Below are 24,266 nucleotides of genomic sequence, written 5' to 3'. Positions count from 1 at the left end.
AGTCTGCAAGTGCTACGAAACATTGGTTACCGCTTCGTTAGGTTCGATGTGAAACTTTTCGCTATGCTGCTGCCGTGTCGGTGAAGAGTGCACCCAAGGCGGTGCGGTTGCAGGACGTGGCGCTGAGGGCAGGCGTGTCCAGCGCGACGGCGTCGAAAGCTCTCAACGACCGGGGCGGGGTGTCGAAGGCGACGAGGGCCAAGGTGCTGGCCGCCGTCGAGGAGTTGGGTTACCAGCCCGTGTCCGGCGAGTCGATGCCGTACCCACAGATCGCGCTCGTGGCCGACGACCTCACCACCACCTACACGTTGGAGATCCTCAAAGGCGCCATCTCGACCGCTATGGAGCAGGGCGTGGCGCTGGGCACCTTCTACCTGCCCGAGGCCAGGCCGTCGGGAGTGCCGGTCCCGCTGGACGACGCCTGGCTCGATCTGATCAAGGCCAAGGGATATCTGGGTGTCATCGTCCTGACGGCCCGATTGTCGGATCACCAGCTCGCAAAGACGCGCGAGATCGGGCTGCCGCTGGTGGCCATCGACCCGGCCAACGCGCTCCCTGCCGACGTGATGAGCATCGGGGCGACGAACTGGAACGGCGGCGTCGAGGCCGCGCAGCACCTCGTCGGCCTGGGCCATCGTCGGATCGGGTTCGTACAGGGTCCGCCCGAATCGGTGCCGGCCACCGAGCGACTTCAGGGGTACGTCTCGGCCCTCCACATGAACGGCCTAACGCTGGACTCGAGCCTTGTCGTCGCGGGTGGATATACCCACGAGCTGGGGATGAAGGCCGGGCGCGAGCTGTTGTCGCGGCCCGTGGGGGAGCGCCCCACGGCGATCGTCGCGCCGTGCGACCCGGCCGCGATGGGCGTCTGTGAGGCGGCGCGCCAGCTCGGGATCCAGGTGCCCGCAGAGCTCAGTGTCGTCGGCTTCGACGACACGGTCCTGGCCGGCCTTGCCGTGCCGGGGCTCACGACGGTGCATCAGCCGCTTCAAGGGATGGGCGCGGCCGCGGTGCGGCGGCTCCTCGACGTGTCCACCGGCCGTCCCGTCGAGCCGGGGCACGTCCGGCTTGCCACGAGGCTCGTGATCCGGCACTCCACGGCTCCGGTTGCGCAAGGCTAGGCTGGCTGGGGGCCTGGTTGAGTTGGGCCGTGAGAGAAGGAGTCGGCGATGAAGACGTTCACTTTGGGCAGCACTGATCTGGTGGTGCCTGCCGTGGTCACAGGCGTGATGCGGATCCAGGACAAGACCGACGACGAGGTGCGCGCCCTCTACGGGGCGTCGCGCGACGCGGGTATCGACTTCTTCGATCACGCCGACATCTACGGCGACGCCCCCTACCACGGCTGCGAGCGGCGCTTCGCGGAGGCGCTGCAGCTCACCCCGGCAGAGCGTGAGGAGATCACGCTCCAGACGAAGGCGGGCATCGTCAAGGACGGGCCCTACTTCGACTTCTCCTACAAGCACCTGGTCGTGCAGGTGGAAGGGTCGCTTCGGGCGCTGGACACCGACTACATCGATGTCCTGCTCCTGCACCGCCCGGATGCGTTGGTGGAGCCGGAGGAGGTGGCCCGCGCGTTCGACCACTTGGCGGTCGCGGGCAAGGTGCTGCACTTCGGTGTCTCCAATCACACGCCCGGTCAGGTCGATCTCCTCAAGCGCTACGTGACGCAGCCACTCGTCGCCAACCAGCTGCAGCTGTCGATCACTCACGCGCCGATCGTGGCTCAGGGTGTCGCGGCGAACATGGCCGCGCTCGACCAGTCCGTCAGCCGCGACCTGGGCATCCTCGACTACTGCCGCCTCAACGACATCACGGTCCAGGCGTGGTCGCCGTTCCAGGCCGGGTTTTTCACCGGCGTGTTCCTGGGCAACCCGGACCACCCCGAGCTCAACGCCGTCATCGACCGTCTGGCGGCGAAGTATGACGTGCGGCCCGAGGGCATCGCGACGGCGTGGATCACCAGGCATCCGGCGAACATGCAGGTGGTGCTCGGCACCACGACCCCGGAGCGCGTGACGTGGGCGGCGGCCGGCGCGGACGTCCAGTTGACGCGGCCGGAATGGTACGAGCTGTATCGCGCGGCGGGGTACCTCGTCCCGTGACATGTGAACGGGGCGCCCGACCTGCGACAGCAGATCGGGCGCCCCGTGGCGTTTCAGCGGTGCAGCGGCGGGAAGGGGGGCACGATGGGGCCGCCAGGCGATGGGTCTCCCTCGTCGTCGTTCACTGCCGCGCTCCACGGTTGGGCGGCGCCGAGCGGGTCGATCCGTTCGCCCGCGGCGTTGACGGGGTTGCCGTCCTCGTCGACCCGTCGACCCTCGTGATCCACGCGGTTGCCGAACTCGTCGCGCCAGAAGCCGTCGGCGTCGGCCTCGTGCTCGATATCTCCGCCGACGAGGCCACCGGGTGCCACAGCGTCCACCTCGGAAGGGCTCGGCGGGCTCGACGGCGAGTCTGGTGAATCCGGGGAATCGGGTGAGTCCGGCGACTCGGCCGCGGGTGCATACGGGTCGGGGGCGACGGCGCTGACGCCGGCGTCCGGCCGTGACTCGGGGTCCGGGAAAGCGGTGGCCGGCGCTGCGACGAAATCGTCGTTCGAGCTGGTCATGTTGTCAGTCCTTTATCGATGGTCGGCGTCGGGGACGGGGTTGCCATATGGATCCAGGCGGCGGCCGTGCTCGTCGCGAGGAACGTCATCGACGGTGTCGTCATGGGCGCGAGGAGAATCGGGGTCGAGATCCCGGTTGAGCTCGTCGCGGTCCGCGTCAAGGCGCGGATCATGGGTGTCGACGGCGTCGGGGTCACCGTGCCGGATCTCGTCCGGCTGCGCGTCGAGGTCGGTCGCGTCATCGGTGCGATGGGACCTGCGGACGCGAGGGTCGAGTTCATCGGCCTTGCGTAGCTGTTCGTCCCGCTCCCGGGCAACCTGGTCCAGGGCCTCGCGGCTGTGCCGGGCTTCGTCGTCGCGCAGTTCGGCCTCCTCCGCCGCCAGAGCAGCACGCTCCTCAGCCTCCTCGGCCTTCCTGCGCAGCACCTCGGCCCGCTCTCCTTCGCTGATCGCGTCGTGGCGCACCGCCTCGGCTTTGGCGGCGAGATCCTCGGCGCGTTCCTCACGGGCGGCGACGAGCCGATCCTGCTCGTGAGCGCGCGCCCGGAGCTGGTCTGCACGTTCCATGTTGGCGCTCCTCTTGCCCCGCGACGCTGCAGCGATGATCCCGATGATCAGGGCCAGTACAACGAGCGCGATGAGCACCCACACCCATAGTGGCCATTCAGGCATGGTCATCCTCCTCCTGTGTCAGCTTGCTTGGTTTCTCCACACTAGACACAGGGCGGGTCCATGGCCAGGGATCTGAAAGATCGCTTCTGTCGGTCATATTCCACCGGGAAGCGAGACATGGTCGGACAGTGGTGATTGGCGGATGACAGACCGTCCATGGGAAACCACTGGCGGCCCCGCCCGTCGACCCGCTGGTCTGGTCCTTCCCGGGCGATGTCCACGTGGGCGACATGCGATTTGCTGAACACCGTGGCGGGCGTGCTAATCTTTGCCGTCGGGTCGTAAGGCCCACTGCGCGAGTGGCGGAATGGCAGACGCGCTGGCTTCAGGTGCCAGTGTCCTTCGGGACGTGGAGGTTCAACTCCTCTCTCGCGCACAACGATGTATGGTCCCCTGACTACATCAAATCCCCTCTGACAAGGACTTCGGTCCTTCTCAGTTGTGGACTCTCATGGACACGGATGGCCTTCAGAGGCCTCCCATTCCCCACGTATTCCCCACGGTTCCCCACGTATTCCCCACGACATCCGGGGCGTGGGGAACGTCGTCGGCGCCGCCCACTGTCCACCCGACCGTCCTTGAGCCCGTTACGGAGCGTGACGGGAGGGGCGCATCATGGGTAGACCACGGGCCAAGGCCAAGCGGGGCTTCGGTGAGGTCGGCCAGCTGCCGAGCGGGCGGTATCGGGCGCGCTACACCGGCCCCGACGGCAGCCGGCACAGCGCTCCGATCACCTTCGTCGCTCGGATCGACGCCGAGGGGTGGCTGGTCGACCAGGAACGGATGATCAGTCGCGGCGAGTGGGAGCCGCCGGCCCGTCAGGTCCGGGAGGTGCACGAGGCGCCGCTGCTGCTGGGTGAGTACGCCGCCACCGTGGTGGCCCGCCGCCGGATTCGACCCGGCACGGCGGCGCTGTACGCGAAGCTGCTCAGGCTGACCATCCTTCCCGCGTTCGCAAAGCGGCCTCTGGGCGAGATCACCGCCGCGGAGATCTCCACCTGGTACGCCGAGATGCGGACGACGCCCACCCAACAGGCCAACGCGTACGGGCTCCTCAAGTCGATCTTCAAGGAGGCCGTCGAGGAGCGGCTCGTGGAGGTGAGCCCGTGCCGGGTGAAGGCGGGCACGCAGAAGGAACGCGCGCGTGAGATCGAGGTGCTCACGGTCGACCAGCTCAACCGCTACCTGGCTGCCGTGCCCGAGGCGCGGCGGGTTCCGCTGTTGCTGGCCGGATGGTGCGGTCTGCGTTCCGGCGAGGTGCGGGGGCTCCGCGTGCGTGACCTGGACCTGGATCTCGGCCTGGTCCACGTTCGGCAGGCTGTCGTGCGCCTCAACGGGCAGCTCCTGATCGGCCCACCCAAGACGGACGCAGGGGTCAGGTCCGTGTCAATCCCTCCCCACCTCCTGCCGGCTTTGCGGGAGTGGGCGGCGCGCCAGCCCGTGCGTGAGCGGGAGGCGTTGCTGTTCCCGGCCGGGGACGGACTCTCCCCGCTAAACGACAGCGTCCTGCGGGTCGCCCACAACAAGGGCAAGGCGGCCATCGACATGCCCGGCTTGACGGTCCACGGGCTGCGCCACACCAGCGCGACACTGGCCGCGCAGTTGGGAGCCACCTTGGCGGAGCTCCAGGCACGCATCGGGCACAGCACACCAAACATGGCCATGCGCTACCAGCACGTCGCCGCCGAACGCGACGCGCAGCTGGCCGCTCGCATGTCTGCGTTCGCCACTGGTCGACAGAGCGCGAGTCGGTGATCACAGGAGTCAGTTGCTCGCCCACGAAGCAGGTCGAGCCTATTGAGGCGTCAGCAAGCCCTATCAGTGGGTGCACTCGTCGAGAAGACGGCTTGTCATTCTATTCGGTCGGCGACGAGAGGTGCCACAGTGGGCCGATCCGCGTGCCGGGGCCGGCCAGCCCACGCGATTCCGATGGCGAGAGAGCGACATGAAATGGTGGTTCGGACATCCGTGGACTGCCAACGCCCGACAGTGATCTGGCTAGGCTGTCGTAGGGTCGTCGGGTCGGAAGCACGACGACCTCTGACCGGCCAGGCCACTAAGATGACGGGTACGATGCAGACCGAGATGATGTGGCTCGCCGGAGCCGGAGCCCAGCCGCGGCGCATCGAAGACTGGTCAGTGCTCCTGAAACTCCATAAGCGACGGGGCGAATCGTCCCAAATACTGGTCGTAGGCGTGTCCACGGAGGTTGCAGCAGAAGCGGCCGCTGGCGAGCATGCCCGGCGATTGTCGGAGCGAGCGCCTGAAGTGGACATCATCTCGTACCACTCGACCTCCCGCATTTCGCGCCTGGCGCTAGTGGAACTCAGACGACCAGACAGCGTGCCGCTGGGCATCACAGTCGGGACCTCGGCGGCGCGTGTCTGGGGCGTCTGGATCGCCCCAACACATCCGGGGGCCGCCGAAGCGACCCTCAGTGAGCAGCTCGCTGATGCCGGGTACCTTGCCTCCGCCATCTTCCTACCCCTCATCAGCACGCCTTCACCATCGGTCGACACCGTGATCAACTCCGCCCGAACTGAACTGGCAAGGATCGCTGAAGCGGAGGCAGACGACGCGATACAGGCAGCCTGGGAACAAGTGATGTCCCTCGCAGAAAACCACTCCCCACTCGATGGACCCCCCACGCAGCACGACGTTGCAGATGTATTCAAAGCGGTTCGTGAACTGCAGCGTCGACTCCGAGATTCGGCAAACGAGTACCGAAACGTCGGCGACGCAGACGGAGCCGAGATGTTTCGCGACCGGCTCTCCGAGCTCGGAATTGCCACGCAGGCGCTCGGAGTTAGCGTCAGCCTCACGGACGCGAGACGTGAGCGCCAGGAAGCGGCACGACAAGACGAGCACAGCGCGCGACTGACAACGATGGCGCTAATCCTAGCCTTTCCGGCAATCTACCTTACTGCCCTCCCTTTCGTCGTGTCCCCGGAATCCTTGCGAACAGTGACCGAGCGAATAGCCTTGGCATCGTTAGGGATAGTCATCTCAGCGTTCCTGGGCTGGGCCCTATCCACATTCGTCTCTCGACACGGGAAAGTGGAGTAGAATGTGCGCTCAAATTATCTCTCTCGCGACCATCCTGGCGGCGCTGCCGCGCCCCCACGGTGACCTCGCGCGAAGCATTCTGAATCCGAGCGCCAACTGGGCGCCCCTCAACCCAGTGCCCACGACGAATGTACTATTCATTGAACCGACGTTCACTCGTCTGTCTACCGGGGACGATGTGGATCGATGTGATGTTGTCTTGATCCAAGCAGCCGCGGGCGTTGGCAAGAGCCTGTTAGCTAAGTACATGGCTGCGATGTCGGGCAATGCACTCGTAAACCTCAGTTTGGACCTTCAGGTTGGGGCAAATTACTACCGCGGCGGACTGTCCAAAGCATACCAAGCAGAAGCGTGGCCTATCGCATCTGCAATTGCGGGCGGCGAGGCGGCGCTGGTGATTGATGGACTGGATGAAGCATTGGTTGCTGCGACAATCCCGAACTACGAAGCTTCGTTGAATGACCTAGCTGAAATACTCAAGTCGCGAGGGGATGCCGATCGGGCTCTGGCCTCAGCCGTTCTTCTCGGCCGGCCTGATTCCGTTGAGCGTGCAGTCCACATTCTGACGACCGCTGGTCTTCGGTGTGACACTTACGCAATCAACCTCTTTAGTGAGCATGAGCAGGCACAGTTAATTGGTCAGCTTGCCGAGAAGAAGTTTCCAGGGATAAACAGGAATCAATTTGATAACTTGGTGGCCGAGTTCCTCGCTTTGATCAGAGCCACACTCGGCGAGAACGAACTTGAACGGAGATCGTTCCTCGGATACGCGCCGGTGCTGGACGCCATCTCTGCAATGGGCGAATCAGAGAACCTGTACGCTGCACTATCTTCTCTCAGGGCGAACGAGGACAGGCGGGAAGCTTGGAGCATTCTGGCCAAGATCCCCATGTGGCTCCTCTTGCGTGAGCAAGAGAAGATAGTGCAAGCCGCTCTGCCGGCTGACCGCGCTCTCGCCTCACGCTGTTATGACCCCACGCACCAGCTTGAGTACCTATGCTCTGAAGATCTCGATCTTGCGTTTCCGGAGATCGCGACGAATGCAGACCACGATCAAGCGGCGCGGGTTCGCACACTGATTTCCTCGCAGTTAGAGATCCATCCATTCCTGCGTGGAGATGCATCCACAAATGCTTCTTCGCTGGCACTCGAAAGCTTCGCCAGTCCGGTCTTCCGCGACTACACCGCCGCGTGGGCTGCAACGCTCGGTTCAGATGATGCGCTTCTTACGGTCCTCGACGGCTTCGATCGACAGGTACTCAGCGCTTCACCACTGCTCATTCGGTTGATCTTCTCAATCAGTGACTCGTCGATCCATCAACCCTTACGACTCGACTCTTCCGTGTTGGGCGTTTTGTGCGATTCCGCGGCAATGGAGATCGGCGATGCGAGCGTGCATCGAGTCATTTCGCTGCACGGGCGATTACCGGACCTGGGCGGTCGTTCTGTTGAACTCCTCTTTCGCGAAAACGACTCCGTCTTAGGCGTGGTCGAGCTCGAGCTACCTCGTAGCGGGACCCTCCAGCTCGCGCATTCACTTGCTCGGGCGCACCTTGAATTCCCAGGCGTCACCATCGAGGCGGGAGCCGGATCTACATTCTCATTCGAGGGTCCGATCGAAGTATCCTGCGAACGCTTCGTGTTCGGCGCCGCCAGCCACTACGTCAGAGCATCGCGTGCAGCGGTTGTCGCTATCAACGCTGCTTCGGTCTCTGGCGGATACCACGATGTTCCAATTGATCGCGAGGATCTCTTGGTAACCACGGACAGCGCGCACTTTCCATGGTCTCGGTATGTTACGGGGGCCTACGAGCGTCCCACAGCGTGGCCTGGTGAACTGGTGCGCGCTGCAGCCGACCTTCGGTCTGTTCTCATGTATGCGTTCAAGACCCGACTACCGGGCGAGCTGGTCCGAGGCCCTGTCACCTTTAGATACCATGCGATGCGGAACGATGATTGGGTGTCTTTCTTGATTTCTCGGAATGTATTGCAGGCCGCTGTCGGCGCATCGTTTCCCGGAGCCAATGGGGCCATCAGAAGTTGGTACATACTGAATCCCGACGCAGAGTGGCTGCAATCGGCAGTGGCCACCATGCGGATCAACGACGAGAGATACGAGGCACTCCTGCGTGAGTACTTAGCGTGGAAGTCCCGCATTGGGGTGGGCAAGAAGTCCTGACGCCTCACCTGCGAACTCGCGGGTATGGTCTCGCCCCTCATGTTTAGTGGCTGGTCAGTGACGGCGGCAGCAGTGCAGGTTTGATACCGTCAACCGAGTTTGTGGGGCGGGCTGCGCCGGTGATCTGTGGATCCCAGCCAACCTCACGTCTGTGGATCCCAGCCACCCTCACTGATGGGTCAACGAAAGGGGGTGGCCGCCACATCACTAGCCGAGATGCCCATCCAATGCATGCGACTCCACATTCTCCGGTCTGCCGTTGGCAGAGGCCTAGGTGCCACCTACCCTGCACCTCGACGGCGAGTGACAGGGGGAGGAAGCGAGCCGCCCTCTCCGACTGTCGCGCGCCATGGGTCCCCATCCAGGGGGCCTGCTGGGTGGGGCTAGGAGGCGCGTCGGGACGGGCGGGGTCCCTTCGAGTTGAACTCGGATGCGGTCCACTGTGGGTATCGACTGAACATGGCGTCGACGTCGTCCGGGTCCAGCCTGAGGATGCGGCCGCACCGGTACACGGGGAGGACGCCCTCGGCGATCCGGCGGCGGATGGTCTTCACGCTGACCCCGATGCGGGCAGCGGCCGTGGGCAATGACTCGTAGGTCCGTATGGTCATGGCACTGTCCCCTTCTGGGCCCTGGCGGGGCCTCAAGGACACAAGACCAGCTTGACGTACTCCTGGCCGCAGCCCACGGGTGAGTCTCCCTGGGACTGCAGGGCCACTTCCTGGGCGAGATCCGAGCAGTCAGCCCTTGTGGGAGCGGGGTTGCGCTGCCGATGAGTCGCACCGACGTCCAAGAACAACCGTGAGGATGCCTTGTTGTAGGGCGGCCTGCGCGGTGATCGGGCATCAACGATGCCTGTTGCCTCGGCATGCCTCGGGAACCCGTCTCGCCTTGTGTATCGGGAGTTAGGGCGTCTGCGCCGGGATCAGGCGTCGTCCGTAACCCAACTCGCACGCACTGGTCTCGTGTTGGTCGCCGGGAGCGGCGCCCCCACCGCCCGTGAACCCGACACGGCCGAGGAGTCGGCGGTGGGTGTGGTGGCCTGGATGAGCGCGCGCAGGTCGGCGTGCAGCTTCCCGTGGGCGAGCGTCCAGTGCGTGCGCCGGCGGCGACGGTCGTCGCGGGGGACGTCTCCGGTGACGTAGCCGTGGTCCTCGAGCTCATTGAGGTTGCGCGCGATCGTGGTGCCCGCAACCCCCTCGCCTAGCGCGGCCACGAGCTCCGGGGTGCTGAGACACCCGCCGTGCTCGGCCAGCGCGACGGCGATCGCGAGCTTGACGCGGTTCATGCCCATGCCGACCAACGCGTCCAACTCGACGGGGAGCGGGGCGTCGGAGTAGAAAGGCACGCGCCCATTGTTTCAGTGGTCCGCGGCAAGGAGTGACGAGACACGATGAGCAATCTATACCGCTAAACGGTGTAGATGTGCTAGCGTGACACGCAGAAGGGCGAAGCTCGATATCCGCAAGATCGCCGAGATCCATGCTTAGCCTTCCCGTACAAGGTCCACCCCCTGGAGAGCTTGGAGCCAGAGATGGCAGCTTCTGACAATGGCCGTACCCGCGACTACGCGGAACCGGCGCCACGAGCGCCAGACGCACCCGGGAGCTTCGGTGCTGCCGCAGTCTGGGAGACAACAACAGACAGCGCATGTCCACGAGGCGCCTCTTCGCCCCGTTATGGCCCTTAGGCGAAGGAGGATGGGATGACCCACCAAGGACTGGCCGTCAAAGCAGTGGGAGCCATCATGGCCGCTGCACTGATCGGTGGCTGCACTGCCGCGCCCACCAACAGCCCGACCCCGACGGGGCCGTCGCAGTCGCCCTCACAGTCACCCACGGTGATGCCGACACCGACCCTCAGCCCCGAAGACCAGAAGCTCCAGGACGCGAAGACGCGCGTCGTACTGCTGTGGCAGACCCTCGACGGTCTCTTGGTCGACTCCAGCAAGAGCATCAACGAGCTCGACACCCTTGCCTCAGGAGAGGCGCTGAGCAGCCTGCAGGTGATGCTGACTACGGTCCGCCAGCGAGGGCAGGTGCAGGTCGGCGAGACGAAGATCCCCTCCCAGCGTGCCGTGGCGAAGGATGACGGGTGGGTTGTCACCTCGTGCGTCGATCGCAGCGACGCCATCCTCACGGACAAGGACGGCCAGCCGGTCACTCCGGCGCCTCAGCCGAGGCTCTCGCACGAGAGCACGGTGCAGTTGGTAGGCGCCAACCTGCAGATCACGAAGGACGAGGTCCTCGGATCATGTTGACCAAGCTGATCGCGGCGCTCGCCCTCTGTCTCGCGCTCACGACCACGCCGCTCACTGCTTCGCCCGCCTATGCGGAGGGTGGCTGTGAAGGGGCGAGCTGGGGAGTCGCGTGCGGGGTCGGCGTCCCCGGGTACGGCGGGTCGGGTCCCGCTGCTCCGCTGAAGAACAGCCACTCCGGCAGCAGCGACCCCGTGGCCTGCGTGACGCAGGAAATGCCTTCCCGTGAGGTGCCGTGTTCCGACGCTGAGTTGGGGACGTGGAGCAACGCTCGAGCCTGCTACATCAAGGCGGAATCGCCGCCGCCCCCGCTGACGGACGCGGTGTGGAGCGGCAATACAACGGGGTCGATCCACCGGTGTTCGAGTTCCGGTATCTGGTCGGGTCCGGGCTCCTACCTCTTCTGGGCCGACAGCGCCCCCGGCGTCATCCCTGACCCCAGAGTGCTGGCCCTGCAGGCGGTCACCCAGATGCGTCTCCGTGCGGTCGAGATCGGGATGGCGCCCGACCCTTCACCTGGTTCGGTGGGCTTGGTTGGCTTGCCGATCTGGCTGTGGGTGGCGTCCCCGGACCAGAGCACCTGGGGGCCCAACACGAAGACCGCGTCCGCGGGAGGCTATTCCGTCACCGCGACGGGCAAGGTCACGCAGGTGGTGTGGAGCATGGGCGACGGCGGGACCGTCGCGTGCACGTCCACAGGCACCACCTACGCCGACTCGTTCGGAGTCTCCTCATCGCCCGACTGCGGCTATCGCTACGCGAAGCAGGGGACGTACACCGTCACGGCGACGAGCTACTGGACGATCAACTGGTCCGGGATCGGCGAGTCCGGTGTCATCAACCAGACGTACACGAGCTCGGTCGTGGTCACGATCGGCGAACTCCAGACCGTGGTGAGGGGATGAGGACGTGAGGACAGCGACCATGGCGCCGACGACGGCGACGACGACCCCTCAGGCACCCGCGGCGTTGGGTCCCGTGAAGACCCGGCGGCGTCCGGTGCTGATCATCGCGTCCGTGGCCGCCCTGCTGCTGTCAGCGCTGGGCGGCGTGTGGCTGTGGACGGCGGCAACTTCGTCGGTCGAAGTCGTGGTGTCAAGGGTGGCCGTCCCTCGTGGCGCGGTCATCGCCGCCGGTGATCTGATGGTGGCGCGGGTGTCGCTCGATCCGGCCGTCGCCTCGATCCCCGCCAGCGAGGTCTCGACGGTCGTGGGTCAGAGAGCCGCGCTCGACATCTCTGCCGGAGGGCTGCTCACCCCCGACGCCATCGCCCCCGAGACGGTCCCTGCCAAGGGCGAGACAGTGGTGGGGCTGTCGCTGGTGGACGGGATGCTCCCAGCCATTCCCTTGAAGACCGGCGACGACGTGCGGGTGGTTCAGACCCCCGGTGCGCAGGGCCAGGTCGGGGAGGTCTCGCCGGTGACCATCGCGGCCAAGGTGGTCGCGGTCACGCGCTCGCAGGACGGGCAGTTCGCCCTGGTCGACCTGCTGGTGAGCGCGGACGCCGCACCCGATCTGGCGGCGCGCGCCGCGACCGGCAAGGTCGCCGTTGTGCTCGACTCCCGGGAGCGGTGACGCCATGCCGCTCTTCACCGTCGCGTCCGTCTCGGGCTCGTTGGGGGTGACGACCCTGTCCGTCGGTCTCGCCCTGACGTGGCCGCGTCCGGTGGTTCTGGTGGAAGCCGATCCGTCGGGCGGCTCGGCGATCCTGGCCGGGTACTGCACAGGCGTTGCCCGCCCCGGACTCTCCGAACTCGTGTTGGCCCACCGGCACCGACAGCTGGCCGACGAGTTGCCCTCGCGGCTCTTCCCTCTCGCCGACTCGAACGCGAGCCTGTTGCCCGGGCTACGGGCGCACCAGCAGGCAGCGTCCCTCCTCGGCGTGTGGGACTCGCTCCTGGACGCCCTGCGCGGACTCGAGGTCGACACGGGCGTAGACATCGTCGTGGACGCCGGCCGGCTGGGCATGGTCGGCAGCCCTGAGCCGCTGATCTCGGAGTCGGACGTGACCGTGGTGGTGACGGGGACCGGGTTGCCCGAGCTGGCCCGCGTGCGGTCATGGTTGCCCGGTCTCCAGGAAGGCTCGCTGGGCGAGGTGCGGTTGGTCATCGCAGGGCCGGTCCGTCGGTACAGCACGTCCGAGGTCACCAAGACGCTGGGCGTACCGGTGCTCGGCGAGGTCGCGTGGGATCCGGACGCCGCGCGGTGGTGGTCCCACGGGGAGCCTCAGCGTCGGTTCGATCGTTCGCCGCTACTGCGGTCGGTGGTGACGTTGGGTGAGTCGCTTCGGGCTCTGGCGCCGCGCACGGAGGACGCGCCGCCGCGCGCCAGGGCGGGGGCGGAACGATGACGAAGCAGCCCCAGCCAACCTGGGAAGGGCCCGACCTGGCCAGCGTGCCGCTGTTCACCGCCTTCGGTGACGCGGTTGATGCGGCGCGCCCGGGCCGCGTCCGCTCTGGATTCACCTTGTCGACGGCAGTCGCCACGACGCCCACGTCGTCCTCCCTTCATGTGGTCGGCCGCGAGGCGAAGGTGGGACCGATGGGACCGCCCACGGAACACTCGCCCGAGGTGGATTGGGACGAGGCGTCGCAACTACGCGCGCTGGCGTCCAAGCGCTTCTCCGAGCGTGCGGCGCAATCGGCGTTCGCGGACGAGGCTGCCCGCCAAGAGCTGGGGCGGGCCGTGATCATGGAGGTCGTCCAGGAGGCGACGGAGGCTCGCTTCGCCGTCCACGGCTCCGTCAGTTCCACCACCGCGCAGGACGCCCTGGCGCAGGCGGTCTTCGATCTGATGTTCGGGCTCGGCCGGTTGCAGCCCCTGGTGGATCGGGCGGACGTCGAGAACATCATCGTCGTCGGCCACGACCGGGTCTTCCTGGACCTGGTGGGCGGCGAGAAGGTGCCGGGCCCCCCGGTGGCGGCGTCCGACGAGGAGCTGATCCAACTCCTGCAGGACTTGGCCTCCCGGGCTGATCCGCCCCGGGTGTTCTCGGACGCCAACCCGGACCTCCACCTGAACCTGGATGGCGCTCGCCTGGCGGCGTCCGCGTTCGTCACCCATCGGCCCAGCGTGGTGATCCGAAGGCATCGGCTGGTGCGCATCACCCTCGATGACCTCGTGGGTCTGGACACGGTCAGCCCCTTGCTGGCCTCATTCCTCGCGGCCGCGGTGAAGGCTCGGTTGTCGATCGTGGTCTCCGGGCAACAAGGCGACGGGAAGACGACCCTGCTGCGGGCGTTGTGTGCCGAGATCGGTCCGGAGGAGGTGCTGGGGACGTTCGAGACCGAGCGGGAGCTGGGTCTGGAGCAGTTGGTCGACGAGCACCCCGTCGTGTTCTCGTGGGAGGCGCGTCCAGGTTCGGGCGAGCGAGGTCCCGATGGGCGTCCGGTGAACGAGTTCACGCTGCAGGACGGCATGCACGCCTCCTTCCGGTACGCGCTGGACCGGCAGATCGTGGGCGAGGTGCGCGGACGCGAGGTCGCGCAGATGATCATGGCCATGGAGTCGGGGTCCGGCTCGTTGTCGACGACGCACGCCGCGTCGGCGTCCGACACGATGGAGAAACTGGTCAGCTGCGCGATGCAGTCCGGCGAGTTCACCCGCGACTCGGCCGTGATGAAGCTGGCTCGCTGCCTCGGCTTGGTGGTGCAGCTGCGGTCCATGTACGTGCGCGGTCGCGACGGCTCGGTCCGCAAGCGGCGTGTGGTCGACGAGGTCCTGGCGATCACGCCGGGCGAGGAGTCCGCCGGCTACGCCGCGACCACCGTCTTCCGCAGTGACCCCGACGGTCCGGCTGTCGCCTTCGTGCTGCCCGACCACCTACGGATGCTGACCGGCCACGGGTTCACGGCGAACGAGTTCCTCCTGGAGGCGCAGCGGCACGGGGGTGTCGCATGAACCCGCTCGTCCCCGCGCTGGTGAGCGTCCTCGGCGTCGGTGGTGTGATGGGGCTGGTCGCAGGGCTTCGGCGAGTGCCGGTCCCGACGGGCGCTCCGAAGACGCCCCGTCTCCTGACGCGGCTCGCAATCGTCCCGCGCCGCGTCCTGATCTCCGGTCTGCTGGCGGCGGTGGCCGGTGTGCTGGTGGCCTTGCTGTCGGGCTGGGTGATCTCGATCGTGCTCTTCCCCCTGGCGGCGGTCGGCCTGCCGGTGCTCCTTGGTGTCTCGGACGAGTCCCACACGATCGAGCGCCTCGAAGGTCTCGCTGAGTGGACGCGCAACCTGGCCGGCGTGATCACCGTGGGAGTCGGTCTGGAGGGCGCCCTCGTGGCCACGCTGCGCACGACACCCGACGTCATCCGTCCGGAGGTGACCACCCTCGTGAGTCGCATCAGGTCTCGGTGGAACACAGCCGAGGCGCTCCGCGCGTTCGCCGACCAGTTCAACGACTCGACCGGTGACCTGGTGGCAGCCACCTTGATTCTCGCGGCGCAGAAGCGGGCCGATGGCCTCGCCCAGATCCTGTCCGGCCTTGCCGAGTCGGTGTCCGCGGAGGTGGCTGCCCGGCGTCATCTGGAGGCCGACCGCAGCAAGCCGCGCCAGACCGCGCGGATCGTCACCATCATCACCGTGGTGTGTCTGGTCGGGATGGCCGCCACCGGCCAGTACCTGGAGCCCTACCGCTCACCGCTGGGACAGGTCGTGCTGTCGGTGCTCCTGGCGCTCTACGTCGTGGGCCTCGTGGTCATGCGGCGCATGGCGCGGGTCAAGCCGCTGCCCCGACTGTTGGCGTCCGGAGAGCCGACATGACCGGCCTGCAGCTCGCAGCACTCACAGGCTTGTTGCTAGCCACGAGCGTTCTCTGTGCGGTCTGGTGGCTCACACCGACCGTGCCGGCCCTTGGGCCTGCACTGGACAGGCTGACGGGAGTGCCGTCGGCTCCCACCCTCCTCGCGGGCGGCGTGGACCCCCAGGATCGGGTGGGGGCCTGGGTCGCGCGCTGGCTGCCGAGGTGGGTGTGGATGACGCCGGTCAAGGAGTTGGCGCTGCTGCGCCGGACTGAGGCCAACTTCTACGGCGAGAAGCTGATCCTGGCCGCCATCGGGCTCGTGGCACCCCCGCTACTGTCGACGCTGTTCAGTTGGTTCGGGCTGCGGTTCCCGATCGCGGTCCCACTCGCTGCGTCCTTGGTCGGCGCGGTCGGGCTGTTCGTGCTGCCCAACCTGGACATCCACGGCAAGGCGAAGGCAGCGCGCCTTGAGTTCAACCACGTGTTGACCGGCTTCATCGACCTCGTGGCCCTCGAACGTCGCGCCGGTTCGGGGCCCCGCCAGGCGCTGGAGAACGCAGCACGCGTCGGCCGCGGCCAGTGGGTCTTCGACCGGCTGGCGGAAGGCTTCACCCAGTCCAGCGTCGACGGCCGCCCGCCGTGGGACGTCCTCCGCGCGATGGGCGACGAGCTGGCGCTGCCCGAGCTCGACGATCTGGCCAACATCATGGCCCTGGCCGAGCAGCAGACGATGCCCGTCTACCAAACCCTTCGAGAACACAACCGAGCGCTGCGAGTGGCGCTCCTGACCGACGAGCAGGCCCGTGCGAACGCCGCCTCCGAGCGGCTCACCATCCCTGCGACCATGCTGGCGATCGTCTTCATCGCCATCCTGTTGGGGCCATCCCTGATGACCCTGATGAGCAACACCTGACCCCAAAGGAAGAACCCCTTCAGGAGAGGAAACCCCCACCATGATGCTCAACCTGTACGTGGAGAGCCAGCTCATGCGCCGCGACCTCGAGTCGTGGCTCGCCAAGCAGCGCGAACGGATGCTCGCCGAGGACGGCATGTCCGAAACCATCCAGAACGTGCTCTGGGCGATCTTCGCGATCGCGATCGTTGGGATCGTCGCCGCGATCATCCAGGCCTACGTCGTCGGCAAGGCCAACGAGATCCGGTAGGCGACGACCATGCGGCGGTCCAGGTCCAGCCAGTGGCTGATGCGGGGTGAGCGCGGCTCGTCATCGGTCGAGATGGTGATCGCGCTCCCGCTCGTGCTCACCGTGCTGTTCCTGGCCGTCCAGGCCGGCACGTGGTTCCACGCCCGGTCGATCGCCCTCGCGTCTGCCCAGTCGGGCGCCCGCACGTCAGCGATGCTCAACTCCTCACTGGAGGCCGGGTTGTCGAGCGCGAGGTCCTTCGCCACCGACGTGGGAGGGACGACGCTGACCGGCGTAACCGTGACCGGCGACAGGACGGCGACCAGCACAACCGTGACGGTGACCGGCCACAGCGTCCGGCTCGTGCCGTTCATGGACGTGACCGTGTCCCAGTCGGCGACCTTGCCCGTCGAGAGGTACACGCGATGAAGCCGCGAGTTCACGAATCAAGACGCTGCGGGAGCGCGAAGCCCAGGTCTCGGGGCTGCATGACCGCCGCCGATGAGCGCGGGTCGGCGGCAATCGAACTGGTCTTGTTGGTGCCGGCGCTCATGCTCCTGCTGTTGTTCGCCGTGGCCGGCGGACGGGTGGCCATCGCCCACGGGAGCGTCCAGCAGGCAGCCGCGGACGCCGCACGCGCGGCGTCCATCGCCCGCACCGCAGGGTCGGCCCAGACGTCGGCGGTGGCGGCGGCACGAGCCACCCTGGCCAACCAAGGGCTGACGTGCGCGTCCATGACGGTCACCCTCGACACCTCGGGGTTCGCCACACCCGTGGGCACGCCCGCCAGCGTCGCAGCGACGGTGACCTGCACGGTGGAGCTGTCAGAGCTGGCACTGCCCGGCTTGCCGGACAGGGTCGTCAGTGCGACAGTCACGAGTCCGCTTGATGTGTTCAGGGGGCGATGATGCGCCATCACGATGAGCGAGGCTCGGTCACGGTGTGGGGGGTGTTGATCGCGCTGGTGATCACCATGGTGATCGGCATCACCGTCGACCTGACCGGGCAGGTCAACGCCCAACAGAGGGCTCACGACCTCGCCCAGCAGGCGGGGCGAACGGCGGCCAACCAGGTGCAGGCAGGCCAGATCATGCGCGGCCAATCCCCGCAGATCGACACGGCAGCCGCCCGGACGGCCGCGGCGGCCTACCTGCATGCCGCCGGCGTCGACGGCAGCGTGAGCATCACCGGACCGACCACCCTGTCGGTGCACGTGACAATCGTCTACCAGCCGAAGTTCCTCGGGACGGCAGGCATCGGACCCAAGACGGTCAGCGGCGACGCCACCATCCTGCTGTCGCGTGTCGTGAACGGAGCTCCCCGATGAACCCGCGCCCTCGTCACCCCCGACTCGTCGGGTTCGCCGCCTTCGTCGCACTGCTGGCTCTCCTGGTGGGGCTGCCGACGGTGCTGCTGGCCCTCGGGTGGGGGCCGACGCCGTCCGGCCTGGACGGGTGGTGGGCGGCGCTCACCAGTCCGGATGACGGACACCTGACCGTGTTGATCTTGAAGGGCGCGGCGTGGGTTGTATGGGGACTGCTCGCGGTCACGATCCTCACGGAGGCAGTCGCAGCCCTCCGAGGCCTGGAGGCACCCAAGCTGCCCGGGCTCCGGTGGTCCCAGGCGCCGGCCCGCCGGCTCGTAACAGCCGCGCTGCTCCTGTTCATCGCGGTGCCCGCCACGGGGATCGAGACTGCATCCGCAGTCCCGGACAGCCCGAACCCGGTGGCCACAGCGACGGCGACCTTGGCGCCCGCGCCGCCAGCGTCCGTGGGAACGACGTCCAGAGCCGTTGCGCTCGCCGAGATCGCCCCCGCACCCGTCACTCACACGGTCAAGCGAGGTGAGACCCTGTGGTCGATCGCTGAGAACCACCTGGGGTCAGGGAACCGCTACCCCGAGATCCTCAAACTCAACAACGATCTCCTGCGGGGCAAGCCGCAGTTCCTCAGACCGGGCTGGGTGCTGACCCTGCCCGCAGCGGCGCAGGCCGACGCCGGACAGGCCACGGCGACGAGCGACCGCGCGCATTCCCGATACACCGTGGTCAAGGGCGACACGCTGAGCGAGATCGCACAGCAGCACCTCGACGACGCCGAGGCGTGGCCACGGATCTTCGAGGCCTCTCGGGGGATTCCGCAGCCGGACGGCCGTCGCCTGACGGACCCAGACCTCATCCTCCCCGGCTGGCACCTGCTCATCCCCTCCGCTGCGGAGGCAACGCCCGAGCTCCCAACCTCCCCGGAACCCGAACGAGCTGAACCGGCACCTCAGGCCTCGCAGCCAGCGCAGGTCGACTCCGTCCCGCCCGCGACTGCCACCCCGACCCCGGTGGCCGAGACGTCGCCTGCAACCGGCGGGGCCGTTCCTGTTCCCGTCGCTTCGTCCAGCGCGCCGGCGGCGCCCTCCGCGTCCGCCTCGACGCCCGTGGCCTCGGACATGAGTAGTGACGAGCGGCCTGTGGGCGAGGAGTCCGATCGGGACGCCGAGGCTCTGGCCCCGTGGGTGCTGGCCGGGCTCACCGGTGCGGGCGGGGTCCTCGCTGCTGGGCTGCTGGCCGCCCTGCGCCAGCGCCGGAGGGCCCAGTTCCGTGCTCGTCGGCCGGGGCGGACGATCCAGGCACCGCCGCCGGAACTGGTTCCGGTGGAGAAGACCGTGATGACGGAGGGGCAGGCCGCTGCGCCCACCCTGGTCGCCATCGACCAGGCGCTCAGGTTGCTTGCCGTCTCCGGCGAGGACCGCGCCGTGCCGCCGCAACCCCTGGCTCTCCAACTCCTGCCAGGCGAGGTGGCCGTTCAGCTGGTCGAGTCCGTCACACTCGCGCATCCCTGGCGCCCGGACCCGGCCAATGATCGTCGATGGCTGCTGGCCACCGGCTCGCACGAACATGAGTCGACCGCCCGATCCGCCTACCCGCAGCTCGTCTCCGTGGGACTGGACGACGACGGCGCTACGTGGCTGGTCAACCTCGAACAGCTGGGCACGATCAGCCTCACCGGTGACCCCACCTACGCCGCCGACTTCGCTCGCTATCTGGCGGCCGAGATCGCGGTCAACCCGTGGGCGCGCCAGGTTCAACTCGACTGCATCGGGATCGCGCCGGAGGCCGCGCCGCTCGACCCGGCTCGCATCCGCCACCACCGTCTCGAGGATTCCGCCTCACTGGACGCGGCGATCGCTGCGGCCCGCGCGACCGGTGACAAGTGCGCCGAGCATGACGTGACCGCAGCCGCCGGCCGCGTCGACGACCTGGGCGGCGACGTGTGGGACAGCTGGCTCGTCCTGGTCAACGGGGCGCTGTCGAGTACCCCGCTCGACCGGCTGCTCGCCCTCGTCGGGGAACATTCCTCGAGGACCGGCACGGCCGTCGTCATGGTCGCCGACACCGAGCCCGTCCGTGGCCTCGGCGTCCGACTGACCGGGCAGGGGCGGGTGCTGATCCCGTCCCTCGGCCTCGACCTGATCGCCAACGGACTCACCCCCGCCGAAGCCCAGGGCTGCGCGCTGCTCCTGGCCCACGCCGACCTGCTCGACGACGTCGAGATGCCGAGCGACGGCGACGACGGCTGGCGCGAGCACTGCGACGCCGCCGGAGCGATCCGTGACGAACTCGTGCTGCCCCGCGACACAGACCCCGAGTCCGAACCGGGGGCGACAGTGGTTCCAGCCCCAGACGCCGAGGTCCTCGACGTGGCTGCAACCACCAGGGACGACCTACAGCAACTCGCTCCGCACGTGCCCGACAAGGTCCGGGCAGCAGTCGAGCGCTCCGACCCGGACCTGGACGCCGACCTGGCCGCCTGGGCTGCAGGCACCCGACCGCACCTGCGGCTCCTCGGTCCCATCCAGGCGCGCACCGGTACCACCGGCAAGCCCACGGCGGTTGCGAAGCGCAAGGCCTTCTACACAGAGCTGCTCGCGTTCCTGGCGCTGCACCCCCAAGGGGTCACGATCGACCAGGTCGTCGACGCGTTCGGCTCCGACGCCACCCAGATGAGGGTCCACCTGTCGAAGGTGCGAAGCTGGCTCGGCGTCGACCCCACCAACGGCGGCAACTACCTGCCCGACGCCACGAAGTCCCCGGCTGGCATCGCCCGAGGCATGGGCATCTACCAGCTGGTCGGCGTCACGGCGGACATCGACCTGTTCCGCCGGCTTCGCGCGCGTGGCCAGGCCCGCGGTCCCGAGGGCCTCAGTGACCTTCAGGCGGCGTTGGAGCTCGTGACCGGGGAGCCCTTCACAGGACAACGTGGGCGCGGCTGGGCTTGGCTGGCGGACGGTGTTCGCATCGACCAGCACATGGTCTGCGCTGTCGTCGACGTGGCCCACACAATCACCATCGCGGCCCTCCATGCGGGCGACCTGGCGTTGGCCCGCACCGCCACCGAGACCGCGCTCCTGGCTGCTCCTTACGAGGACACCCCTCGGCTCGACCTCGCCGCTATCTTCGCTACCGAAGGTGACAGGCAAGCGGCCGAACGCATCCTTCGCGACGATGTCAGCAACCGCGCCGACGACGGCGATGCTCCCGATGACCTACCAGAGCGAACAGCCGAGCTGGTCGCCAGCGCGCCGTGGCTGAAGAAGGGGCGCGTTGCCTGAAACCGAACGAGCACCGCGCAGCGTGGAACCTCTCTGCTGTGTGCGGCGACATCGGCGTGGGTCGGGACATCTTGGGATGCCGCCTCCAGAGCGCCTGTGGCGCGCGGGGAGGAGGTGGCGAACCGCTGTCACGGGCAGGGATGAGTGGATTCATCGGGATCTGTCAGGGGTGTGAAGTACAGTGTGAACCATGGTAGATCGAGAGCGCCTCCGACCGTTCACCGGTGATACGGAGAAGAAGGTTCGCTTAGGAAATGCACCCTTGGCCCTCGTGTTGTGCCAAGTCCGGTGGCCCAACTTCAGTCACTTGCAGGCAGACATGACCGAAGTCGTTCGCGCCTTCGGCTCGGCACTCGACGGGTACCCTGTCGTCTCGAGTATCCACGAGGTCGCTTACACGATCACGCCCGAAGGGGTGACACAGGCCCCGGGCGAGAGGATCGACCAATGGCGATCCATCGACGGTGCGTGGCACGTCAGCCTGAGTCGACGCTTCGCATCGCTGTATAGCACCTCATACTCGTCGTTTCCGGACTTCCTCACGCGTCTTGAGTCGGTACTCGGCGCCATCGCGTCCGAAGTGAGGATTCCCCTGGTAGACCGACTGGGTGTTCGGTACGTCAACCGTGTCGAAGACTCTCGCCTGGTCGAGAATCTTGCAACGTACGTGCGTCCGGAAGTCCTTGGCTATGCCGGCTTACCGGGGGTGACCGGGGATGCCCTATTAGTATCGAATGCCAACCAGGCGCGGTATATTGTCGGCGACGCCGCGTTGCAAGTGCGTTCAGGTCTGGTTCCCCCAGGTGAGACAGTGGATCCCGCCGTAGCGCCACTGCAGCAGTCGTCTTGGGTGCTTGATCTCGATGCGTCGGCGGAGAAGATGGTTCCCTTCGATGTTCCAGCAGTTCTCGCCGAAGCCGGTCGTTTGTCAGACATCGCCTACGACTACTTCAAGTACATCTCGACCGAGGGTTTCCTCAGGGAATTCGGTGATGCTGGATGATATCGGCATCGGGTGCTCCAATTAAGGATCGCGAGCGCAGCCTGCATGTACCTTTCGCGCTTGCGTTCGGCTTTGCTCTGGCAACATCGTCCGCCGTAGGCGCGACGCTTCCGGCCTTGCCCTACACTGCCACTGCCGTCCGGCCATTCGTGCAGGCATCGGCACTAGACTCATCTGCACTCACTGATCACACAAGTTCCGGACTTTTGGAACCCTACGGTCCGTACTCCGACGAGGTTTCCGCTTCCCCAGCGCAAAAGATCGCTGAACTGCGCGCCCTGACGGGTCTTACGACCGATCAGGTCAGCCGTCTCTTCGGCGTATCTCGCCGCTCTGTCCACAACTGGATTAGTGGCAATGCGATGTCACCGCTGCATGAAGAGCTTGCGGCCAAGATCCTTGCCATCGTCCAAGTGGTCCCCGGTTCTACTCCTGCTGAACGGCGAGCGGCAATGCTCGACTCAAGTCGTGGTACAAGCCTGTTTCATCAACTCGTGGCAGCGCGCGGCGAGGACATGCAACTGCAGGTTGCGGGCGTTTCGCCAAGGGAGCGGATCGAATTGTGAGCGTTGAGGCCGCAGTGGAGGTGGTTGGTGACGACTGCTGCAACCTCCGCCAAGGTGACGTTGTCGGCCTGCGTCTTGTCTCACTATCTGGCACGGGCGTGGTGGCTCAGCTTGTTCCTACCCCTGAGGGGGTCGCGATACTGAGCCAGACTTGTGACGTAGTGCAGCCGAGCAAGGCTCGTTGTCTTGTGGCGCCGGTCGTTGTAGGGCCGAGCGACGGTGCACTGTCGAGTGCACGAAAGGGCCAGAAGCCACTTCACTTGTACCTTGAGTCGAGCACTGCTGAGCCGACGCGATGCTTGGCTGACATGGAATACGCCGTCTCGATCCCTAAGGCGACTCTGGTTGGCTTGCCAATCACCGCTCGATACGTAGAGCAGGCGAGCGGGCATGCAGCACGCACCGTCGCCTGGCGGGTCGGTCGAGCATTCAGTCGATTCCCCTTTCCCGACGAGGTGTATCCAGCGTTCAGTAGGCTTCGCCGGCAGGCTCAGGACAAGGCGGGGTCGGCGGGCAACTTCGGCCGTGTGCTGGATCGCGTGGAAGATCTGCGGGTTGCGGCGGACCAGTGGTCCAGGCCAGGACGCAACTTGACGCTGTACATCGTTGTCAAGCAGGAGCTTTTAATCGCGTCCGATGATATGGATCCCGGCTGGCATTGGAATTCGACGCGCGTGATCGGCCTTCGATCCGACGAGCCGGAGACTGGACTGTCACTCGATCGGGTGAGCGAACTGATTCTCGCGAATTTGGATGCTGACAAGAGCTCCTTGGCGCGGCTATGGCATCTATTCGGCGAGATTGTGCGGGAGAAGCTCTTGACGCCGATGCTAAGCGACGAAGTAGCGGCGTTCGCCGTGGTAGTACTAGCGGATTCCGAAATGACCTTCAGGCAATACCAGAGGACCGAGAGCCTCGACTTGGAGGTCCTGTCCGACTCCACTGACGGCGCCGGTGGTGTCGTGGTCCCAGTCGGCGAGACAGCGCCCCGCCCGTGATTGTGGCGCTGGAGCGGATCCCCCGGTGCGGCTCCGGAGCCGGAGCTCGAGCAGCAGTCTGGTTCTCGCGGCCACCCATGTCCTCGAGGCGCCGTGGGGCGTGCGCATACGCGTTGCGCGGGCGCATGGAGGCTCGAACTTGAAACGCACGCCTGCGGAGCCGTCGCAGGCGGTGCGCGGCAGGGTTCTCGCGTTCGGGGGGAAGACTAGCGATGACCGGGAGTCGCGATCTTCCTGTGAGGAGTAGGGTTTGGTCATCAGCGCCTCACCCCAGATGGACTTCCCGCTATGAGTTACTCCGAGCAACACCTCCGGATGTTCCTGACGGAACTCGCCTCACAGATCGACGGCGGAAGGAGGCCCACGCCCGAAGATGCTGCAGGGGCGGTCGGTATCGACCTAGACGATGCGCGCGACGTCTTCCGGCTGTTGGCAGACC

24 protein-coding genes and 1 tRNA gene are annotated in these 24,266 nt (G+C 66.6%); 20 read left to right on the top strand and 5 right to left on the bottom strand.

What is annotated here, in order from left to right:
* The first annotated feature begins 74 nt into the window (after nt 1-74).
* Both ACX1D0_RS11000 and ACX1D0_RS10995 read left to right on the top strand, forming a co-directional pair.
* A complete protein-coding gene (locus ACX1D0_RS11000) occupies nt 75-1,121 on the top strand; it encodes a LacI family DNA-binding transcriptional regulator (protein WP_459017919.1) in 1,047 nt (348 codons plus the stop codon).
* A 48-nt stretch (nt 1,122-1,169) separates the two neighbouring features.
* Nucleotides 1,170-2,105 (top strand): aldo/keto reductase, encoded by a 936-nt coding sequence (locus tag ACX1D0_RS10995; protein WP_459017918.1) that lies wholly within the window; start codon nt 1,170-1,172, stop codon nt 2,103-2,105.
* A 53-nt stretch (nt 2,106-2,158) separates the two neighbouring features.
* On the opposite strand, the gene ACX1D0_RS10990 is transcribed toward ACX1D0_RS10995, so the two are convergent.
* Complete coding sequence (locus ACX1D0_RS10990; protein ID WP_459017917.1) at nt 2,159-2,611, bottom strand: hypothetical protein; 453 nt, start codon at nt 2,609-2,611, stop codon at nt 2,159-2,161.
* 12 nt (nt 2,612-2,623) lie between these two features.
* Nucleotides 2,624-3,283 carry a hypothetical protein gene (locus ACX1D0_RS10985; protein WP_459017916.1) on the bottom strand — a complete coding sequence of 220 codons (660 nt, stop codon included), beginning with the start codon at nt 3,281-3,283 and terminating at the stop codon, nt 2,624-2,626.
* A gap of 293 nt (nt 3,284-3,576) precedes the next feature.
* Between ACX1D0_RS10985 and ACX1D0_RS10980 the strand changes: the two genes are divergently transcribed.
* The 4 genes from ACX1D0_RS10980 (at nt 3,577) to ACX1D0_RS10965 (ending at nt 8,528) form a co-directional block, all read left to right on the top strand.
* Nucleotides 3,577-3,659 (top strand) — tRNA-Leu (locus tag ACX1D0_RS10980).
* Between the two features lie 239 nt (nt 3,660-3,898).
* Nucleotides 3,899-5,038: a tyrosine-type recombinase/integrase gene (locus ACX1D0_RS10975; RefSeq protein WP_459017915.1), complete on the top strand. Its 1,140-nt coding sequence runs from the start codon at nt 3,899-3,901 to the stop codon at nt 5,036-5,038.
* 318 nt (nt 5,039-5,356) lie between these two features.
* On the top strand, nt 5,357-6,349 hold the full coding sequence (locus tag ACX1D0_RS10970) for a hypothetical protein (RefSeq protein WP_459017914.1): 993 nt from the start codon (nt 5,357-5,359) through the stop codon (nt 6,347-6,349).
* A 199-nt stretch (nt 6,350-6,548) separates the two neighbouring features.
* Entirely contained in the window at nt 6,549-8,528 is a 1,980-nt protein-coding gene (locus ACX1D0_RS10965) for a hypothetical protein (protein WP_459017913.1), read from the top strand.
* A gap of 383 nt (nt 8,529-8,911) precedes the next feature.
* On the opposite strand, the gene ACX1D0_RS10960 is transcribed toward ACX1D0_RS10965, so the two are convergent.
* The gene (locus ACX1D0_RS10960; RefSeq protein WP_459017912.1) at nt 8,912-9,139 is read right to left on the bottom strand and encodes a helix-turn-helix domain-containing protein; all 228 of its coding nucleotides are present in this window, start codon (nt 9,137-9,139) and stop codon (nt 8,912-8,914) included.
* A gap of 314 nt (nt 9,140-9,453) precedes the next feature.
* Nucleotides 9,454-9,876 (bottom strand): hypothetical protein, encoded by a 423-nt coding sequence (locus ACX1D0_RS10955; RefSeq protein ID WP_459017911.1) that lies wholly within the window; start codon nt 9,874-9,876, stop codon nt 9,454-9,456.
* Between the two features lie 357 nt (nt 9,877-10,233).
* On the opposite strand from ACX1D0_RS10955, the gene ACX1D0_RS10950 reads away from it, so the two are divergent.
* From ACX1D0_RS10950 to ACX1D0_RS10915, 8 genes are all read left to right on the top strand, one after another.
* Nucleotides 10,234-10,788 (top strand): hypothetical protein, encoded by a 555-nt coding sequence (locus ACX1D0_RS10950; RefSeq protein ID WP_459017910.1) that lies wholly within the window; start codon nt 10,234-10,236, stop codon nt 10,786-10,788.
* Nucleotides 10,782-11,690: a hypothetical protein gene (locus tag ACX1D0_RS10945; protein WP_459017909.1), complete on the top strand. Its 909-nt coding sequence runs from the start codon at nt 10,782-10,784 to the stop codon at nt 11,688-11,690. The genes ACX1D0_RS10950 and ACX1D0_RS10945 overlap by 7 nt, the downstream gene beginning before the upstream one ends.
* Nucleotides 11,691-11,694: 4 nt before the next feature.
* Nucleotides 11,695-12,360, top strand: a complete 666-nt coding sequence (locus tag ACX1D0_RS10940) for an SAF domain-containing protein (RefSeq protein ID WP_459017908.1) — start codon at nt 11,695-11,697, stop codon at nt 12,358-12,360.
* A gap of 4 nt (nt 12,361-12,364) precedes the next feature.
* Nucleotides 12,365-13,135 (top strand): hypothetical protein, encoded by a 771-nt coding sequence (locus ACX1D0_RS10935; RefSeq protein ID WP_459017907.1) that lies wholly within the window; start codon nt 12,365-12,367, stop codon nt 13,133-13,135.
* The gene (locus ACX1D0_RS10930; protein WP_459017906.1) at nt 13,132-14,685 is read left to right on the top strand and encodes a TadA family conjugal transfer-associated ATPase; all 1,554 of its coding nucleotides are present in this window, start codon (nt 13,132-13,134) and stop codon (nt 14,683-14,685) included. The genes ACX1D0_RS10935 and ACX1D0_RS10930 overlap by 4 nt, the downstream gene beginning before the upstream one ends.
* On the top strand, nt 14,682-15,536 hold the full coding sequence (locus ACX1D0_RS10925) for a type II secretion system F family protein (RefSeq protein ID WP_459017905.1): 855 nt from the start codon (nt 14,682-14,684) through the stop codon (nt 15,534-15,536). Before ACX1D0_RS10930 ends, ACX1D0_RS10925 begins: the two co-directional genes overlap by 4 nt.
* 119 nt (nt 15,537-15,655) lie before the next feature.
* A complete protein-coding gene (locus ACX1D0_RS10920; protein ID WP_459017904.1) occupies nt 15,656-16,429 on the top strand; it encodes a type II secretion system F family protein in 774 nt (257 codons plus the stop codon).
* A 40-nt stretch (nt 16,430-16,469) separates the two neighbouring features.
* Nucleotides 16,470-16,679 carry a hypothetical protein gene (locus ACX1D0_RS10915; protein ID WP_459017903.1) on the top strand — a complete coding sequence of 70 codons (210 nt, stop codon included), beginning with the start codon at nt 16,470-16,472 and terminating at the stop codon, nt 16,677-16,679.
* On the opposite strand, the gene ACX1D0_RS10910 is transcribed toward ACX1D0_RS10915, so the two are convergent.
* Nucleotides 16,646-17,101 carry a hypothetical protein gene (locus ACX1D0_RS10910; protein ID WP_459017902.1) on the bottom strand — a complete coding sequence of 152 codons (456 nt, stop codon included), beginning with the start codon at nt 17,099-17,101 and terminating at the stop codon, nt 16,646-16,648. The genes ACX1D0_RS10915 and ACX1D0_RS10910 overlap by 34 nt on opposite strands.
* A gap of 45 nt (nt 17,102-17,146) precedes the next feature.
* On the opposite strand from ACX1D0_RS10910, the gene ACX1D0_RS10905 reads away from it, so the two are divergent.
* From ACX1D0_RS10905 to ACX1D0_RS10880, 6 genes are all read left to right on the top strand, one after another.
* Nucleotides 17,147-17,566, top strand: a complete 420-nt coding sequence (locus ACX1D0_RS10905) for a TadE/TadG family type IV pilus assembly protein (protein ID WP_459017901.1) — start codon at nt 17,147-17,149, stop codon at nt 17,564-17,566.
* Complete coding sequence (locus tag ACX1D0_RS10900) at nt 17,566-17,985, top strand: TadE/TadG family type IV pilus assembly protein (protein ID WP_459017900.1); 420 nt, start codon at nt 17,566-17,568, stop codon at nt 17,983-17,985. Before ACX1D0_RS10905 ends, ACX1D0_RS10900 begins: the two co-directional genes overlap by 1 nt.
* A complete protein-coding gene (locus ACX1D0_RS10895) occupies nt 17,982-21,260 on the top strand; it encodes a LysM peptidoglycan-binding domain-containing protein (protein ID WP_459017899.1) in 3,279 nt (1,092 codons plus the stop codon). The genes ACX1D0_RS10900 and ACX1D0_RS10895 overlap by 4 nt, the downstream gene beginning before the upstream one ends.
* 190 nt (nt 21,261-21,450) lie before the next feature.
* A complete protein-coding gene (locus ACX1D0_RS10890) occupies nt 21,451-22,263 on the top strand; it encodes a TIGR04255 family protein (protein ID WP_459017898.1) in 813 nt (270 codons plus the stop codon).
* On the top strand, nt 22,260-22,829 hold the full coding sequence (locus ACX1D0_RS10885) for a helix-turn-helix domain-containing protein (RefSeq protein ID WP_459017897.1): 570 nt from the start codon (nt 22,260-22,262) through the stop codon (nt 22,827-22,829). The genes ACX1D0_RS10890 and ACX1D0_RS10885 overlap by 4 nt, the downstream gene beginning before the upstream one ends.
* Before the next feature lie 308 nt (nt 22,830-23,137).
* Nucleotides 23,138-23,827, top strand: coding sequence for a hypothetical protein (locus ACX1D0_RS10880; RefSeq protein ID WP_459017896.1), 690 nt, complete (start codon nt 23,138-23,140; stop codon nt 23,825-23,827).
* Nucleotides 23,828-24,266: the final 439 nt, after the last annotated feature.

It is taken from the genome of Tessaracoccus pujii (assembly GCF_054483895.1).
Note: the sequence above shows the minus strand (reverse complement) of the source record. Positions and strands in the feature narration are given on the sequence as shown.

Excerpts from the sequence above, each read along its gene's own strand:
- ACX1D0_RS10995 (WP_459017918.1), top strand. The coding sequence starts at position 1,170 with ATGAAGACGTTCACTTTGGGCAGCACTGATCTGGTGGTGCCTGCCGTG.
- ACX1D0_RS10990 (WP_459017917.1), bottom strand. The coding sequence starts at position 2,611 with ATGACCAGCTCGAACGACGATTTCGTCGCAGCGCCGGCCACCGCTTTC.
- ACX1D0_RS10985 (WP_459017916.1), bottom strand. The coding sequence starts at position 3,283 with ATGCCTGAATGGCCACTATGGGTGTGGGTGCTCATCGCGCTCGTTGTA.
- ACX1D0_RS10975 (WP_459017915.1), top strand. The coding sequence starts at position 3,899 with ATGGGTAGACCACGGGCCAAGGCCAAGCGGGGCTTCGGTGAGGTCGGC.
- ACX1D0_RS10970 (WP_459017914.1), top strand. The coding sequence starts at position 5,357 with ATGCAGACCGAGATGATGTGGCTCGCCGGAGCCGGAGCCCAGCCGCGG.
- ACX1D0_RS10960 (WP_459017912.1), bottom strand. The coding sequence starts at position 9,139 with ATGACCATACGGACCTACGAGTCATTGCCCACGGCCGCTGCCCGCATC.
- ACX1D0_RS10950 (WP_459017910.1), top strand. The coding sequence starts at position 10,234 with ATGACCCACCAAGGACTGGCCGTCAAAGCAGTGGGAGCCATCATGGCC.
- ACX1D0_RS10945 (WP_459017909.1), top strand. The coding sequence starts at position 10,782 with ATGTTGACCAAGCTGATCGCGGCGCTCGCCCTCTGTCTCGCGCTCACG.
- ACX1D0_RS10935 (WP_459017907.1), top strand. The coding sequence starts at position 12,365 with ATGCCGCTCTTCACCGTCGCGTCCGTCTCGGGCTCGTTGGGGGTGACG.
- ACX1D0_RS10930 (WP_459017906.1), top strand. The coding sequence starts at position 13,132 with ATGACGAAGCAGCCCCAGCCAACCTGGGAAGGGCCCGACCTGGCCAGC.
- ACX1D0_RS10925 (WP_459017905.1), top strand. The coding sequence starts at position 14,682 with ATGAACCCGCTCGTCCCCGCGCTGGTGAGCGTCCTCGGCGTCGGTGGT.
- ACX1D0_RS10915 (WP_459017903.1), top strand. The coding sequence starts at position 16,470 with ATGATGCTCAACCTGTACGTGGAGAGCCAGCTCATGCGCCGCGACCTC.
- ACX1D0_RS10905 (WP_459017901.1), top strand. The coding sequence starts at position 17,147 with ATGACCGCCGCCGATGAGCGCGGGTCGGCGGCAATCGAACTGGTCTTG.
- ACX1D0_RS10900 (WP_459017900.1), top strand. The coding sequence starts at position 17,566 with ATGCGCCATCACGATGAGCGAGGCTCGGTCACGGTGTGGGGGGTGTTG.
- ACX1D0_RS10895 (WP_459017899.1), top strand. The coding sequence starts at position 17,982 with ATGAACCCGCGCCCTCGTCACCCCCGACTCGTCGGGTTCGCCGCCTTC.
- ACX1D0_RS10890 (WP_459017898.1), top strand. The coding sequence starts at position 21,451 with ATGGTAGATCGAGAGCGCCTCCGACCGTTCACCGGTGATACGGAGAAG.
- ACX1D0_RS10885 (WP_459017897.1), top strand. The coding sequence starts at position 22,260 with ATGATATCGGCATCGGGTGCTCCAATTAAGGATCGCGAGCGCAGCCTG.
- ACX1D0_RS10880 (WP_459017896.1), top strand. The coding sequence starts at position 23,138 with ATGGAATACGCCGTCTCGATCCCTAAGGCGACTCTGGTTGGCTTGCCA.